This is a genomic window from Kordia antarctica (assembly GCF_009901525.1).
Classification (GTDB): domain Bacteria; phylum Bacteroidota; class Bacteroidia; order Flavobacteriales; family Flavobacteriaceae; genus Kordia; species Kordia antarctica.
On the sequence record NZ_CP019288.1, the window covers coordinates 4,913,380 to 4,928,063 of the forward strand.

Consider the following 14,684-nt stretch of genomic DNA (forward strand, 5'->3'; position numbering starts at 1 on the left):
AATAATACATCAAAATCAATTATTATACCACAAAATAATTTTGATTCCTCTGTAATAATGGTAAATTTACTCTTTTAAACAAAATAATGGAATTAAAACTAAAAAATCCCATTTGCTTCTTCGATCTAGAAACAACTGGAATTGATGTAGCAAAAGATAGAATCGTGGAAATTGCGATACTCAAAGTATATCCAAACGGAAATAAAGAGAGCAAAACGTGGTTGGTAAATCCTGAAATGCCAATTCCACCACACGTTACCGAAATTCATGGAATTACTGATGATAAAGTTGCAAATGAGCCTACTTTTAAAGAGCTTTCTAAAGATATTTATGCAATGATTAAAGATAGCGATTTGGCAGGTTACAACTCTGACCGATTCGATATTCCATTATTGGCAGAAGAATTGTTGCGCGTAGATATTGATTTTGATATGAAAAATAAAGTATCGGTAGATGTGCAGACTATTTTCCATAAAATGGAGAAACGGACATTATCAGCGGCATTCAAATTTTACTGTGGAAAAGAACTAGAAGGTGCACATGGCGCAGAAGCAGATGCAAATGCTACGTATGAAGTTTTGAAATCACAACTAGATCGGTATGACGAACTAGAGAATGATATGAAAAAACTAAGCGAATTTACGACGCGTAAAAAAATGGCAGATTTTGCTGGTTTTATCATATATAATAAAGAAGATGAAGAAGTTTTCTCGTTTGGAAAACACAAAGGGAAAAAAGTAGAAACTGTCTTGGAAGAAGAACCTGGTTATTTTGGCTGGATTTTAAACGCAAACTTTCCGCTCTACACGAAAAAAGTACTCACAGCAATCAAACTAAGAAAGCTAAATACAAAATTCTAGCACTAAAAATGGTTATGAGAAACGCTACCATACTACTCATTACATTTTTAAATTTATGCTTCGCGCAAGCGCAAAAAAATATTTCGGGAACTATTGTCAATAAAAACACAAAAGAACCGATAGCATACGCGCATCTCATTATTCCAACAGAAAAAAAAGGAACAACAACTGACAAAAATGGTTTTTTTGAATTTACTGTGCCTGACAAATGGTTAGGAAAAATACTAAATATTTCCTGTGTTGGTTTTGTGGATAAGAAAATTACGATTAAACGAGGAAAAAACGTAGTAATTTACATGAAACCATCTGTTGAGTTTTTGAATGCTGTACATTTGTCCAATTCAGAAAAAGAAAAAACGGTACGTGTCAACTCATTTCGCGGAAGACGAAGTATTGGCTTAGGAAATTTTAGCGGAGGCGCATATCCGTCAATGTTTGCACGGTATTATTCGTTTAATGAATTGTTAGGAGCTAAAAATTATTTAAAAGAAGTTTCTATATTTTTCTATAAAGAAGGAAGGCAAAATGCAAAATTTAGATTGCGAATTGTCTCTTCAACAGTAGCTAAAATGCCCAAAGATGATTTGGTAACTCCTTTTATTGTTGAGGTAAGTTATAAGCAAGCAAAAGAAAAAATAAAAATGCCTGCGAACGGAATAGAAGTTCCGCGAGAAGGTTTTTTTGTCATTGTAGAACATTTATTTATTGAAGAAAATGCTTTTGAAGAAATTATTCATCTCAAAGTGAATGACACAATGAAAGTTAGAAATATAAAACAAAAAAGATACGCGCCAATCTTTAAAGGAATTACCGAAGAAAACGGCGAATCGTTTTCCTATTATATGTCGGTTAACGGTTGGAAAAAAGTGGGAGAACTAAAAATGCCACGTTCAGATTTCAAAGAAAATGAAGTTGTAGCACCAGCTTTTAAAATAAAATTAACGAATTAAGGTAAAAAATATAGCATGAAAATTATTTGCATCGGAAGAAATTATACAGCGCATATTGCAGAGCTAGAAAATGAAAAACCATCGGATCCAGTAATTTTTATGAAAGCTGATTCTTCTATACTTTTGAAGAAGCAACCGTTTTTTATTCCCGATTTTTCAAAAGAAATCCATCATGAAGTGGAAGTCTTGGTAAAAATTAATAAATTGGGAAAATATATTGATCAGAAGTTTGCGCACAAATATTATAGTGAAATTAGTGTAGGGATTGATTTTACAGCGCGAGATTTGCAATCAAAACTAAAAGAAAAAGGATTGCCGTGGGAAAAAGCGAAAGCGTTTGATGGATCGGCAGTTGTGGGAAAATGGGTTTCAAAAGATCAATTCGCAGATTTGAATGACCTTAATTTTAGGTTAGAAAAGAATAGCGAAATTGTTCAACAAGGAAATACCAAACAAATGCTTTGGAAAATTGATGAGTTGATTGCATATGTTTCACAATATTTTACCTTAAAAATAGGAGACATCATATTTACTGGAACGCCAGCAGGTGTAAGCAAAGTAGTTACTGACGATCAATTGACAGGATATTTAGAAGGACAACAATTATTTACAATACAAGTAAAATAAAAAATGGGTTACAATTTAGAAAAAATAGAAGCAATATCAGATGGAGATACTGAATTTATAGAAGCAGTTGTCGTTGCTTTTATTGAAGAAATTCCAGAAGATCTTGCAAGGTTTGAAAGAGAAGTTGCTTTAGAAAATTATGAAGCTATCTACCAAGTAAGCCATAAAATAAAGCCAAATTTAGACTTATTGGGCATGCAAGAACCGTACGCGCTAAATCTTCAAATATTAGAATGGACAAAGGCAGAAAGTAATATGGCAGATATTGCGACAACATTTAAAGTTGTAAATGCAGAAATCAAGTCGAACATTGCCGAATTAAAGAAAGAATTCAATTTAGACTAACGTATGATTGCAGAAATAATCACTATTGGCGATGAAATTCTCATCGGACAAATTGTAGATACAAATTCGGTATTCATCTCCAAAGCGTTGAATGAAATTGGAGTCTCAGTACATCAAATTACCTCCATCCAAGATGATAAACAACACATTTTAGAAGCGTTAGAAGCTGCCAAAGCGAAAGCTGATGTTGTACTAATCACAGGCGGATTAGGTCCTACAAAAGACGATATTACCAAACATACGTTGTGTGAATACTTTGAAGATGAGTTGATTCAGAATACAGATGTTTTAGCACATATTGAAGAGTTATTTGCAAAATACATTACTTCATCAACGATATCTACGATGAATCGTGATCAAGCATTGGTGCCTTCTAAAGCACAAATATTGATGAACGAATACGGAACTGCGCCAGGAATGTGGCTTGTAAAAGACAATACAGTTTTTATTTCCATGCCAGGTGTTCCATATGAAATGCGTGGATTAATGACGAATCATATCATTCCAAAACTACAAGCAGAATTTGAACGTCCTTTTATATATCACAAAACAATTTTAACCTATGGAATGGGCGAAAGTAGTATTGCGATGAAAATTGAAGATTGGGAAAATAATCTGCCAGAAAATGTAAAACTTGCCTATTTACCAAGTTTTGGAAAAGTACGTTTGCGTCTTACAGGAAAAGGGAAAGACAAAGCGCAAATTACAACTGCTGTTGACGAATATGCGCAAAAACTCTATCCAATCATTGGAGATATCATTCAAGGAATAGAAGGGGAAAGTAATATTATAACGCAAATTGGAACGTTGTTAGTGGCAAAAGGTCATACGTTGGCTGCTGCCGAAAGTTGCACAGGTGGACGCGTTGCTGCTGAAATAACCCATGAATCAGGCGTTTCCGCGTTTTTCAATGGAAGCGCGGTCGTATACGCAACACAATCCAAAATTGATCTTTTAGGCGTTTCTAAGGCGTTAATTGATAAACATTCAGTGGTGAGTGCAGAAGTAGTAGAAGCGATGGCAAAAGGAGCAAAAAAAGTCTATCATTCAGATTACGCCATAGCAACTACAGGAAACGCTGGGCCGAGTAAAGGGAATTCAGATGCTGAAGTTGGGACTGTTTTTATTGGAATTGCAACTCCAAGTGGAATCATTTCAAAAGAATTTAATTTTGGACAACCGAGGGAAAAGGTAGTAAATAAGGCAGTTACGAAAGCTTTTCAAATGTTACTAGAAGAAATTTTAAAAAACAGTAAATAAATATTTGCTGAGAAAAAATAAAAATGTAAATTTGCACCTCGTTTTTGAATAACTTAAAAGTTTAGTACAGATGTCTAGAATTTGTGAATTAACAGGTAAGAAAGCAATGGTAGGAAACAACGTTTCCCACGCAATGAATAAGACAAAGCGCAAATTTAATGCGAATCTTACAAAAAAGCGTTTTTATATTCCTGAAGAAGATAAGTGGATCACTTTAAAAGTATCTACTTCAGCATTAAAAACAATTAATAAAAAAGGAATCTCTGCGATGCTTAAAGAAGCAAGAGCAAATGGTTTTATCAAGTAATATACAGTCATAAAGTATAAATACCAACAGTAATGGCGAAAAGAGGAAATAGAGTTCAAGTAATATTAGAGTGTACAGAGCACAAAGGTTCAGGGAAACCAGGAACTTCACGATATATCACAACTAAGAATAAGAAAAATACTCCGGACAGGTTAGAGGTTAAGAAATTTAATCCAATCTTAAAGAAAATGACTGTTCATAAAGAAATAAAATAATTAAGTCATGGCAAAGAAATCAGTAGCATCCTTACAAACAGGATCAAAAAGACTAACAAAAGCAATCAAGATGGTAAGATCTCCAAAGTCGGGAGCTTACACTTTTGTTGAATCAATTATGACACCAGAAAAGGTGAACGATTGGTTAAATAAATAAAGTATACATTTTATACTGCACTACAAGCTGCTTTCGAAAGAGAGTAGCTTTTTGTTTTTATATGTGAACGCAAAAGAATGACAGTTTTTCATGTTTGCGAATTGGGCAAGGTAATTGACTTATTTCCTAATGTAAAAACAGCAATGCAAAACCTACGATAATTTTAAGTATCTTGTTTTGCAGTTTATGCAATCAGTTTTGATTGTATATAATACCAAATAAACTTTAAAATGATAGTTTAAAATCGGTTCTATTTCCTTTCTGTTTCAACATAAAATAAAACCGTAACTAAGGCTATGCTTAGATTTTCTGTGTCACATAAAGAAAATATAATTCAATTTTTTATCAATCATTTTAAAATCCATTAGGTATAACATAAAAAATAAGAACACAATTATGAGTTTTTTTAAAAGAATATTCTCTTCAGAAAAAAAAGAAACACTCGATAAAGGTTTAGAGAAATCTAAATCAAGTTTTCTTTCTAAATTGACAAAGGCTGTTGCCGGAAAAAGCAAAGTTGACGATGAAGTTTTAGATAATTTAGAAGAAATATTAGTCAGCAGTGATGTTGGTGTTGATACGACGTTGAAAATTATTGACAGAATTGAAGCCAGAGTTGCCAAAGACAAATATTTAGGAACGGAAGAACTAAACAAAATTCTTCGCGAGGAAATTGCAGGTTTATTATCAGAAACAAATGCTGGTGAAGAAACCGAATACACAATTCCAGCAGACAAAAAACCATATGTATTAATGGTTGTTGGTGTAAATGGCGTTGGAAAAACAACGACGATTGGAAAATTAGCACATCAATTTAACAAGCAAGGACTAAAAGTAGTTTTAGGAGCTGCAGATACATTTAGAGCTGCTGCCATAGATCAATTACAAGTTTGGGCAGATAGAGTTGGCGTTCCATTAGTAAAGCAAAGTATGGGAAGTGATCCTGCTTCTGTAGCTTTTGACACCTTAAAATCGGGAGTTGCGCAAGATGCGGACGTTATTATTATTGATACCGCAGGAAGATTGCACAACAAAATAAACTTAATGAAGGAATTGACGAAAGTCAAGATGGTCATGAAAAAAGTAATTGATGATGCGCCACACGACGTATTATTAGTTTTAGATGGTTCTACGGGACAAAATGCATTTGAGCAAGCAAAACAGTTTACAGCGGCAACAGAAGTTACTACATTAGCAGTTACAAAGCTTGATGGAACAGCAAAAGGCGGCGTTGTCATTGGAATCTCTGATCAATTTAAAATTCCTGTAAAATATATTGGCGTTGGAGAAGGAATTGAAGATTTGCAAGTATTCAACAAATACGAATTTGTAGATTCATTTTTCTCTAAATAGATCAAAAACAAAACCCAATAAAAAAGCCTGCAATTTCAAAAATTGCAGGCTTTTTTTAGTTGTTACAAATGTTAATGATCCATTGGTATATCTTCTTCAATGACGGAAGGATCCATATCTTCAAAGCTAACCAAGGTTAAATTAATAATAGAATCATCAATGTTTTTATATGCTAATTTTACAAATCCATAGGTTGGATTAAAAAACATTTTTAATTCAGTACTTCCTACGCGGCTTACAGCTTTTGAATCAATTACAACACAATCAATCATTCCAAATGCAGTTTTTTCTTTTCTTATGTCAACGATTTCAAAAGTAGAGTTGGTCGTAATTTCTCCTTCCCATGTTTTCCATCTAGCATCGCTCCAACCTTCACTAGGTATAGTTACTGATTGTTTCCAAGTAGTACCAATTTTATAGGGTTTTTTAACAGAAGGAAAAGGCGTGTGTTCTAATATTTTGAATATATATCCCCTCGGAGGATGAAACCAGATAGAATCTTTTTTAGAATAATAGCCTGTCATTGACCATGAAGCTATGTCTCCATTGGCTGCTATATATTCCATAGTAACTTTTTTTTGATTGGAATTAATGATTGCATCAGGAAATAGTTTGAATTTAATTTCGGTTATAATTTTATCTCCTGTAGCCTCTTTTTCCAATTCCCATTCGTTGCTACTATGTTTTCTGATATATCTTAGATATAACTGTTCGCCATCTTTTGTATAATAGTCATACTTATAGATAAGTTCTTTATTAAAATCACAAAAATTTGTGTCAGATTTTAATTCTAATTCATTTTTAGTCGCATTAAAGCAGCCAGTTAGTGTTATGAAGAGCAAGCAAATAACTAGGTACTTTTTATTTCTAATATTTTTAATCATTCCATTTTGTGGTATAAGGGTTATAATTACATTTTAAAGGTTTAGCATATATAGTTGATGTATCTTCAGTGAAAGCTCTGCAATCAGTACAGATATATCTAAACTCACAATCTTTACAGGTCTCAATTTGATCTTTAGTAATACTCCATGTGTCTTTAAAACCTTTTTTCTCTATTGCTTCATTCAATGTCATTTCATTAATGTTGCCATAACTTACTGGTAAGGATGGACAATTTTTAATATGTCCGTCACCATCTATAGATACTTTTCTGTTAAGACAGTTGTTTTTAGAGACAGATTCTGTAAAATGGTCAATATTAATTCTAAAATAAGTTGGATTTACAATGCCACAACATACGCTAGGTTCTATTTTTTCTTCCACAAAATTAATAAATACCGTTTTGTTTACTAAAAAAATATCTTTTGAAAAAGGAGCTTCTGCTATATTTACATTAAATACTCTACTATGTTTTTTAAACAATTTACTTAAAGAATCATCAGTCAGTTCTTCAGAATATATTAAAAATAAATCGATAGATCTTAAAGTACTTTTTTCGAAGAACGATAAAACGCAATCTAACTCATGTATACGTATGTCGTAACTAAATCGTAACTCTAACGCAGCACAACCAAGTTCATCTAATTCTTTGTTAATCTTATGATAAGGTAAAGTTGATTCTTTTTTTACATCTATCAATGCATTCGTTATTCGTTGTGGAGATTGCCATTCTAAGGAAATAGGTGTTAACTCAGGTATTAAAGTAGGATTCCAAAACCCAAAATCTTTTTCTTCTAAATAATTGAAATATTCATTAATGATCGACTCGTGCTCTTTACCAAAATTTTGTATAATTTCTTGTAATGTATTCTCTTTAAATTCAGTTACTATCTGAAACAATTCATTCGGAATAAATTCAAATGTATTTGTTTGTACATCGCAGACAACACTTCTTGCGTAGCCTTTAACGGGAATGCAATTTGCGAAAAGGATAAAATAGTTATTCATAAATACCTAGATATTTTTTTATAAAATGGAACACACTTGTAGCCTTCAGAATTCAACTTTTCACATTCCGTATACGTATCAATGCCACCAACGGTAATATTATTAATTATTTCTTCTCCTTCCATCAAAAAATAATTCACTGGTAAAAAATGTTCTTTTTCGGGTGTTTTTACAAATTTTTGTTTTTCCATTTTTTAAGATTCCGTTTGTTGATTCATAAGATAGTGAGCTATTTTTTTATCTAAATGATAATTGCAAGCATGACTTAGCATTCCGTATTGTCCATTTAGGTTTACTTCTAAAAATATATACTCATTAGCAACTGATTTAATTAAATCTATAGACCCAATTTTAAAATTCATCTTATTTATGAATGTTATTATTTTTTCCGCTTCTAAGCTAGGAAGCTTATAGGGTACTATTCTATTTGGCTTTACATAATCATAATTTCTAAAATCGGTAGTTGTTTTAGTATTACTCTGAGAGAATATTGCCATAGAATAACACGTGTTATCAACAAAGAAAACTCGTATCTCATATTTTTTTTCAATACAATTTTGAAAAAATGAAGGAAAGAATTTCTCAGGTATAGAAGGTAAAGTGTCAACAGTAATCAGCTCCGTTAGCATTTTATAAATAGTTTTGTCAACAATGTATGTACAACATTCACTCATTGGTTTTACAATACATTTTCCGTGCTTAGTAATAAATTGTTTTAAGCTATTTTTGTTCGCTGTAACTAAAAAATCGGGTATGCTAAAACCTACTTTTTCTGCTTCTTTTAGAATTACTAATTTATTCAAATCCTTTTCAGACTTTAGCGATGATATTTTTGCAGCTTTAGGGAATAAACTAAGAAAATAAGTATAGTTCGTTTTGAGTTCAGATGAAATGTGATTTAAAAGATTACTATTACTCCTATTATCTAAGTTTAATGTTTTGAAATTGAATAGTTTTTCAAAACTCATATATCTTCTAAAATAGATAACATTCACATCATTTAAAGGTATTTGAAAGTCCTTAAGTTTCAATGTTTTTTGATCTTTAACTAAATCAAATTCCAAGATATTTAGGCCATTTATTCTTTTATGCTTTCCTCCGAGAAAATCTAGCCATTCCATGAGAGTTTCAGTAGAAACTTCTCTTAGTCTTTGGCTCAATATTAATATCATAAAATATAAAATATAATAGAGCTATCTATATAGCTAGCTCTATTAAGTGAAATTATTGAATTTCGTCTACACATTTGTCCTTAGAATGGTCACATGTAATATGTTCATTACGAGGATCAGTAGTTGATTTATGCTGTGTAGTGTGGCAATCGCCTGCACCTTGAATAGAACCTAAATCATAGATTTCATTTTTTTTGAATAATGGATTGTGTATGCTTTTCATTAATTATTATATTTAAAATTTCACCTACTCTTTACAAAAGGATTTTCAGTTTTCTCCTTCTTGTTGCGCAACAAGTATTATTCTCTACGTAGAGAATATTTTCTATAAACGTAAGGGAATATTATTTTTTATAAGTAAAAAAAATGTTAAAAATTGTAGGATTTAACATTTTATAAATTAGAAGCATAATTATTTTGTAATGAATACTAATCTTTGTTAAGTAAGTAGATCAAAACAATAATCAAAAACAAAACCCAATAAAAAAGCCTGCAATTTTTAAAATTGTAGGCTTTTTCTATATAAAATAATCTGTTCAATTATAACTTCGTCAATCTAATAACAACTTCCGTCATTGGAGCATTTGTACACGTTACGCTGCTCGTATCTTCAATAAAACGAATATCAATAGTTGTATCATCTACCATATTAAATGAAGTTGGAGTTGCTGCGCCCAATCCTAATAAGACATTATCACCTCCACAATTGAAGTTTGTATCTTGATCGTTTGCAACGCTTACAGTTCCATCACAATTCAATGTAAAATTAAAGGTCATTGTAGGTTGCGTTCCAGCGATATCTAAATTTGCTAAATACTTTACAGTAATACTTCTTTCCGTATCAGAAACATTCACGATTTCTACCGTTGCAGGATCGCCAAAAATTGGTTCATCTGTATTTCCAATCTCTTCATACGTATACATTCCTGTATATCCTAAAGCTGTAGTAAAAATAGCACCGGTACTTATCCAATTGCTTGTTGTCGTAGCGCTACAAGCTGTTCTTACCACAAACGCATAGTTTGTACTTGGACATAAACCTGTAACCGTAAAGGTGGAATTGTTCGTAGTTGCGGCAGTAGCTGTATTTGGATCAAATCCTGCTGCTGGTCCGTAACGAACTTCCCAAGAAGTTTCTCCGTTAGAATCCCAATCTAAAACCATTGAATTTTGAGTTGGCGTAGCTGTTAAATTTAATGGAGGCAAACATGTTGCAAATCTGAATGGACCAGAAAAAGCACTCGAACTTCCTGTTTGACTTCCATCAGTAGTTGAATTACAATTGGCACGCACATAAAACTCGTAGTCATTATTTGGCTGTAAGTTCATTACCGTATGTTGTGTACTATTTCCAGTTGCAAACAATTCAGCTTCTTCCAAGTTAAATCCTGAAATACCATATTTTATTTCCCAAGAAATTTCACTTCCACCTGGCGTCCAAGTAAAAGTTGCGGAAGTTTTTGTTAAGTTCTCTATACCTAAATTTGTTGGTGCAGGACAAGACGTACGAAATTGTACAGGTCCAAACCATTCGTTATTTGCTAAATTACAATCAGATTTCACATAGAATTCAAAGGAGGTCTGTGAAGTTAATCCTCCAAGATTTGTACTTGTAGAAGGCGTTGTAATCATTATTCCTGCTTCAGGATTAAATCCTGGTGAACCGTACGAAACTACCCAACTTACACCTGTAACGGGCAAACATTCGCCAGCTAGGTTAACGCTTCCACACCAATTCAGCTTGGCAGAATTGTTAGTAATCTCAGATGCAAAAGAAGCTGCAACAGGTTGGCAAGGTTGTATAATTTCTGGGATTTGTATATCATCTGAACAAGAGAATACAATTCCTATGAGTAGAAGTAAAACTACTTTTTTCATAAAATTTTTTTTTCGTTCACGACAAATATATAAAAACAATGATGAGTTTATCAGTTAGAAGCTAAAAAAACTAGCTTTACAAATAGTTAAACTTTTAGATTGTATATTTATCCATCATAAATAACGAATTAAAATGAAGAAAATTATATATCTAGCCATCGGATTTCTTTTTATTGCTTGTGGAACGAAAGAACAAGTGAAAACAGAAAGTGATATCTCCGATATTAGTGTAAAAGAATTTACAAAATTTAAGGTGTTAGATTCTGAAAACATTGAAAATCAGACAATTTGGAGTTCTTTAGATACAGAAATGGTAGATTTCCCAGAAACTGAATACGAAAGATTGAAACCATATATTCTTGAAAAAAACATTTTAGAATTACACAAAAGTAGAGTTCAAGGCATATTTACGTATGAAAAATTGGTAAAATTTTATCTGTATAGAATCAAAAAATATGATAGAAATAATGAATTGTCCTTAAATGCTGTGATTCGAATAAATCCAAACATTATAGCAGAAGCTAAACAAAAAGACCAAGAATTTTTCAATAAAAGATTAAAACCACTCATTTTTGGAATGCCAATTTTATTAAAAGATAATATCAACACCAAAAATATGCCAACAACGGCTGGCGCGGTTGCATTAAAAGATAATTATACAAAAGACGCTTTTATCGTACAGCGTTTAAAACAAGAAGGCGCACTAATCTTAGGAAAAGCAAATTTAAGCGAATGGGCATATTTCTTTTGTGGCGATTGCCCAAGTGGTTACAGCGCAATTGGCGGACAAACCTTAAATCCTTACGGAAGAAAAACCATTGATACAGGCGGATCAAGCTCAGGAAGCGGCGTTTCAGTCGCTGCAAACTTTGCCGTTGCTGCCGTTGGAACGGAAACTGCAGGTTCTATACTTTCGCCAGCAAGTCAAAACTCCGTAGTTGGACTCAAACCAACGATTGGATTACTAAGTCGCTCAGGAATTGTGCCAATTTCTAGCACACTAGATACGCCTGGTCCAATGACAAAAAACGTTATTGACAATGCTATTTTATTAGCTACATTATTTGGTTACGATGCATCAGATCCTAAAAGTAAAAACCCAAAATGGACGAAACATTATTACTTCACAGACATTAAAAGCGGAAATGTTTCACTCAAAGGAAAGCGTTTTGGAGCGTTCACACGTTTGTTAAAAGATACCTTATATATAGAAGCTATAAATATCTTAAAACAACAAGGCGCAATTATTGTTGAGATTGAAGAAGAAAAGATAAATCTGCCAAAATTCATCAATCTATTGAATTTAGACATGCAAAAAGATTTGCCAGCGTATTTTGAAAACTATGCAAGCAAAGAACTTTCATATACTTCTGTGCAGGATATTATCGATTTCAACAAAAAAGATTCGCTGAAAACAATGCCATATGGACAAAAATTATTCTATGGAATTGTGAACGATAAAGCCAACAAAAAAGAATTGAAAGACCTAAAAAAAGTGTTGTATGACAATGGAAAATCATACTTTGATATTCCAATGAAAGAGCACAACTTAGACGGCGTTTTATCAATCAATAACTATCATGCAGCATTTGCCGCTGTTGCAGAATATCCTGCGTTGACAGTTCCTATGGGATATACAAATAAAGGCGAACCAAAAGGATTGACATTTATCGGAAAACCATTCACAGAGAAAAATTTACTAGAATTTGCATATGTATATGAGCAAGCTTCTAAAAAGCGAAAAGCACCGAAAAACTATAATTAATTGAAATAATTTGGGCGTTTCCACAATAAAAAAAGCACACTTACTTTCATATTTCGAGTTTCCTCAATGTTCGGTAAATGTGCTTTTTTCATTGCAGCCGGGCTATCCGCACTCGCTTTTTACGTACTGTCATTCCTGCGAAGGCAGGAATCTCACTCCGTAAAAGAGCTCAAACAATTGCTTCTATCCCTAACGCGGAAATAGTAAAATAGTACCTTGAGTGAAGTCGAAATTATCTTTTGATTTTACTGAATACTAAAGCGATAATAATTAATACAAAAGCAATTCCAAATCCTAAAACTCCCATATTAATACCGAATAGCATTTTTTCAGTTCCGTCTGAATGTTGCATTGAACCACCATAACTGCTTTTAAGTAAATATGCAGCTAAAAATCCGCCAGTTACAAACAGACTTAGTAAAGCACTAATCGTTGTTTCTTTTTTAAACCAAACAAGCCACAGACATAAAATACCAATACTAGAATTGGTAAAAAGTTGCCAAACTTCATGAATTCGTGCATGTGGCGTCCAATCAAGATTCCAAACATGAGTTTCATTAAGTTCTAAAAATGGAACAACAACAGCATAAAGAATAATACTAAAAGTAATTGTAATTTTTTTTGTCATCTTATATTATTTTTTACTTGCGTCTAAAGTTCATAACAAGAATCCTATTATTTCTCTTGTTAAAATAAACGATTGTTAAAGCTATAAGAATCTTACTCAAAATAAAAACAATTCAAAGGATTTTTGATGTTTTCGATTTCTAGAGTAAATAAAAAAATACAGAATTAGAAATTCTAATTTATTAGAAGATTTAGTTTTCCCCAAAGTTCATTATCAAAATTAGAAAGCGCAAAATTTGAATCTTCAGCAGATTCGCCCATTCTAATAATAACCAAATCTCTACTTGGAACAACATAAATTTTCTGATCGTTTTTTCCTAAACCACAATACATATCTTGTGGCGCATTCGGAATCAATTCGCCAGAAAATTCAAATTGTGTTTGTGGCAAATGATACGTAGATTTCCCGTTAAGCCACCATAAATAACCATACGCTTCATTTATAGTTTGAGAAGTCGTGGTTGCTTCATTCAAAAAAGATTCAGAGACAATTTGTGTATCTTCCCAAGTTCCGTTTGCCGAAATTAACAAACCAAAACGTGCCATGCTTCTGGTTGTACTCCAATACACATTTAGGTTTCCTGTTTGAATCCACGCGCCAGTCATGCCAATTTTAGTTTTCAATTTTGCATTAAAATAATCGTCCCACGTTTGGTTACTCGCGGAAGCAATAACATCTTGCATTTTCAAAAATACGCCGTGATACGCCCAACGTGTTCCAGCATCTGCAACGTATTGTAAATCGCTTGGCGCGATTCCGTCGCCTGAAGTATCATCCAAACCTGAAGTCATAGACAATAAGTTTTTACAGGTGATTAAGTTTTCTTTTTCCAACGTTGCGCTTGTCCAGCCAGTTCCAATATAGTCGGAAACTTTGTTGTTGAGGTTGATGAGATTTTCGTCTTGTGCAATTCCTGAAACCGCAGTTGTCAACGTTTTTCCTGCGCTTGCCCAATACCAAGGCGAAGTTTCAGTATGTCCATTTAGGTAACTTTCTACAACTATTTTTCCTTTGTGTAAAATGATGAAGCTTTTCGTGTTTTTTTCTTCAAGATAATCTAAAAGTGGTTGCAATTCACTTTCATTCCAATTCAAATCTGAAGCAGAAGTTGTTTCCCAAGTGTCTGAATTTAATGGTGGAAAATAGATGGAAGTTGCTATCGGAGTTTCTTCTAGCGGAAGCGGATCAACAGCTTCAGAAGAACAATTCACAAATAATATAATAAAAGTTACTAGAAAAATAGAGAAAAAGCGGTTCATTGGTCAGATTTTCATATT

Annotated in this window: 18 protein-coding genes; 10 read left to right on the forward strand and 8 right to left on the reverse strand. The window is 32.7% G+C overall.

Annotated features, from left to right (window positions below):
* Positions 1–86 precede the first annotated feature (86 nt).
* The 9 genes from IMCC3317_RS20465 (at position 87) to ftsY (ending at position 6,074) form a co-directional block, all read left to right on the forward strand.
* Positions 87–860 carry a 3'-5' exonuclease gene (locus IMCC3317_RS20465; protein ID WP_160131334.1) on the forward strand — a complete coding sequence of 258 codons (774 nt, stop codon included), beginning with the start codon at positions 87–89 and terminating at the stop codon, positions 858–860.
* Positions 861–874: 14 nt separating this feature from the next.
* On the forward strand, positions 875–1,810 hold the full coding sequence (locus IMCC3317_RS20470; RefSeq protein WP_160131335.1) for a carboxypeptidase-like regulatory domain-containing protein: 936 nt from the start codon (positions 875–877) through the stop codon (positions 1,808–1,810).
* Positions 1,811–1,825: 15 nt separating this feature from the next.
* Entirely contained in the window at positions 1,826–2,437 is a 612-nt protein-coding gene (locus IMCC3317_RS20475; protein ID WP_160131336.1) for a fumarylacetoacetate hydrolase family protein, read from the forward strand.
* Positions 2,438–2,440: 3 nt separating this feature from the next.
* Positions 2,441–2,782, forward strand: a complete 342-nt coding sequence (locus IMCC3317_RS20480) for an Hpt domain-containing protein (RefSeq protein ID WP_160131337.1) — start codon at positions 2,441–2,443, stop codon at positions 2,780–2,782.
* Between the two features lie 3 nt (positions 2,783–2,785).
* On the forward strand, positions 2,786–4,042 hold the full coding sequence (locus tag IMCC3317_RS20485; protein ID WP_160131338.1) for a competence/damage-inducible protein A: 1,257 nt from the start codon (positions 2,786–2,788) through the stop codon (positions 4,040–4,042).
* Positions 4,043–4,112: 70 nt separating this feature from the next.
* The gene (gene rpmB, locus IMCC3317_RS20490) at positions 4,113–4,349 is read left to right on the forward strand and encodes a 50S ribosomal protein L28 (protein WP_160131339.1); all 237 of its coding nucleotides are present in this window, start codon (positions 4,113–4,115) and stop codon (positions 4,347–4,349) included.
* Positions 4,350–4,381: 32 nt separating this feature from the next.
* Positions 4,382–4,564 carry a 50S ribosomal protein L33 gene (gene rpmG / locus IMCC3317_RS20495; protein WP_160131340.1) on the forward strand — a complete coding sequence of 61 codons (183 nt, stop codon included), beginning with the start codon at positions 4,382–4,384 and terminating at the stop codon, positions 4,562–4,564.
* A 7-nt stretch (positions 4,565–4,571) separates the two neighbouring features.
* Positions 4,572–4,721, forward strand: coding sequence for a DUF4295 domain-containing protein (locus tag IMCC3317_RS20500; protein ID WP_160131341.1), 150 nt, complete (start codon positions 4,572–4,574; stop codon positions 4,719–4,721).
* Between the two features lie 396 nt (positions 4,722–5,117).
* The gene (gene ftsY / locus IMCC3317_RS20505; protein WP_160131342.1) at positions 5,118–6,074 is read left to right on the forward strand and encodes a signal recognition particle-docking protein FtsY; all 957 of its coding nucleotides are present in this window, start codon (positions 5,118–5,120) and stop codon (positions 6,072–6,074) included.
* A gap of 71 nt (positions 6,075–6,145) precedes the next feature.
* Here ftsY and IMCC3317_RS20510 read toward each other — a convergent pair whose 3' ends face one another.
* From IMCC3317_RS20510 to IMCC3317_RS20535, 6 genes are all read right to left on the reverse strand, one after another.
* Positions 6,146–6,958 carry a hypothetical protein gene (locus IMCC3317_RS20510; RefSeq protein ID WP_160131343.1) on the reverse strand — a complete coding sequence of 271 codons (813 nt, stop codon included), beginning with the start codon at positions 6,956–6,958 and terminating at the stop codon, positions 6,146–6,148.
* A complete protein-coding gene (gwsS, locus tag IMCC3317_RS20515; RefSeq protein ID WP_160131344.1) occupies positions 6,951–7,964 on the reverse strand; it encodes a grasp-with-spasm system SPASM domain peptide maturase in 1,014 nt (337 codons plus the stop codon). The genes IMCC3317_RS20510 and gwsS overlap by 8 nt, the downstream gene beginning before the upstream one ends.
* Positions 7,961–8,155: a hypothetical protein gene (locus tag IMCC3317_RS20520; protein ID WP_160131345.1), complete on the reverse strand. Its 195-nt coding sequence runs from the start codon at positions 8,153–8,155 to the stop codon at positions 7,961–7,963. The genes gwsS and IMCC3317_RS20520 overlap by 4 nt, the downstream gene beginning before the upstream one ends.
* A 3-nt stretch (positions 8,156–8,158) precedes the next feature.
* Positions 8,159–9,136, reverse strand: coding sequence for a grasp-with-spasm system ATP-grasp peptide maturase (gene gwsG / locus IMCC3317_RS20525; protein WP_160131346.1), 978 nt, complete (start codon positions 9,134–9,136; stop codon positions 8,159–8,161).
* Between the two features lie 52 nt (positions 9,137–9,188).
* Positions 9,189–9,359 (reverse strand): hypothetical protein, encoded by a 171-nt coding sequence (locus IMCC3317_RS20530; RefSeq protein ID WP_160131347.1) that lies wholly within the window; start codon positions 9,357–9,359, stop codon positions 9,189–9,191.
* A 317-nt stretch (positions 9,360–9,676) separates the two neighbouring features.
* Positions 9,677–11,014 (reverse strand): fibronectin type III domain-containing protein, encoded by a 1,338-nt coding sequence (locus IMCC3317_RS20535; RefSeq protein WP_160131348.1) that lies wholly within the window; start codon positions 11,012–11,014, stop codon positions 9,677–9,679.
* A gap of 133 nt (positions 11,015–11,147) precedes the next feature.
* Between IMCC3317_RS20535 and IMCC3317_RS20540 the strand changes: the two genes are divergently transcribed.
* Positions 11,148–12,779 carry an amidase family protein gene (locus tag IMCC3317_RS20540; protein ID WP_160131349.1) on the forward strand — a complete coding sequence of 544 codons (1,632 nt, stop codon included), beginning with the start codon at positions 11,148–11,150 and terminating at the stop codon, positions 12,777–12,779.
* Between the two features lie 232 nt (positions 12,780–13,011).
* Here IMCC3317_RS20540 and IMCC3317_RS20545 read toward each other — a convergent pair whose 3' ends face one another.
* Together IMCC3317_RS20545 and IMCC3317_RS20550 are read right to left on the reverse strand one after the other, a co-directional pair.
* A complete protein-coding gene (locus IMCC3317_RS20545) occupies positions 13,012–13,407 on the reverse strand; it encodes a hypothetical protein (RefSeq protein ID WP_160131350.1) in 396 nt (131 codons plus the stop codon).
* 173 nt (positions 13,408–13,580) lie between these two features.
* The gene (locus tag IMCC3317_RS20550) at positions 13,581–14,666 is read right to left on the reverse strand and encodes a serine hydrolase domain-containing protein (protein ID WP_160131351.1); all 1,086 of its coding nucleotides are present in this window, start codon (positions 14,664–14,666) and stop codon (positions 13,581–13,583) included.
* Between the last annotated feature and the right edge of the window lie 18 nt (positions 14,667–14,684).